Below are 1,129 nucleotides of genomic sequence, written 5' to 3' on the forward strand. Positions count from 1 at the left end.
TTGAACCAATACGACTCCACCATGATCATCATCTCGCACGACCGTCACTTTTTGAACGAAGTCTGCACACACATGGCGGATTTGGACTACAACACCATCACCATCTATCCGGGCAACTACGACGACTACATGCTCGCTTCTGCCCAATCGCGTGAGCGCGCCCTGAAAGACAACGCCAAAGCCAAAGAGAAACTGCAAGAGCTGCAAGAGTTCGTTGCACGCTTCTCTGCCAACAAATCCAAAGCCCGTCAGGCAACCAGTCGTCTGAAGCAGGCAGACAAAATCAAATCGGAGATGGTAGAAGTCAAACCTTCTACCCGTCAAAACCCGTATATCCGTTTTGAAGCCGACGAAAAAGCCAAGTTGCACCGTCAGGCTGTAGAAGTTGAAAAACTGGCTAAACGTTTTGAAACCCAGTTATTTAAAAACCTGAACTTCATCCTTGAAGCAGGTCAGCGTCTCGCCATCATCGGCCCGAACGGCGCAGGTAAATCTACCTTGCTGAAACTCTTGGCAGGCGCGTACAACCCCGAATATTCAGACGGCCTGCTGCCGGACGAAGGCACCATCAAATGGGCGGAAAAAGCCAGTGTCGGCTACTACCCGCAAGACCATGAAAACGACTTCGACGTCGATATGGACCTGAGCGAATGGATGCGCCAATGGGGTCAGGAAGGCGATGACGAACAAGTCATCCGCGGCACTTTGGGCCGCTTGCTCTTCGGCAGCAACGATGTCGTGAAAAAAGTGAAGGTTCTCTCCGGTGGCGAAAAAGGCCGTATGCTGTACGGCAAACTGTTGCTGTTGAAACCCAATGTTTTGGTCATGGACGAACCGACCAACCACATGGACATGGAAAGTATCGAATCCTTGAACATGGCGCTGGAAAAATACAACGGCACGCTGATTTTCGTATCGCATGACCGTCAGTTTGTATCTTCATTGGCTACCCAAATCATCGAATTGGATGGCAAAGGCGGATATGAACACTACTTGGGCGATTACGAAAGCTATCTGGAGAAAAAAGGCTTAGTTTAAGCTCATACTGATGAGCTATTAAGGTATTGAAATGCCGTCTGAAAACAGTTGTGTTTTCAGACGGCATTTTTTGCAGCGTTTCATATTGGCA

1 protein-coding gene is annotated in these 1,129 nt (G+C 49.0%); it reads left to right on the top strand.

Going from position 1 to position 1,129, the window contains the following annotated elements; genetic code table 11:
- Window positions 1-1,038: ATP-binding cassette domain-containing protein (locus ACTHUM_RS14910; protein ID WP_440403280.1), on the top strand; the 1,038-nt coding region annotated here is incomplete at its 5' end.
- Window positions 1,039-1,129 lie beyond the last annotated feature (91 nt).

The sequence above is a fragment of the Neisseria sp. P0021.S006 genome (assembly GCF_051956895.1).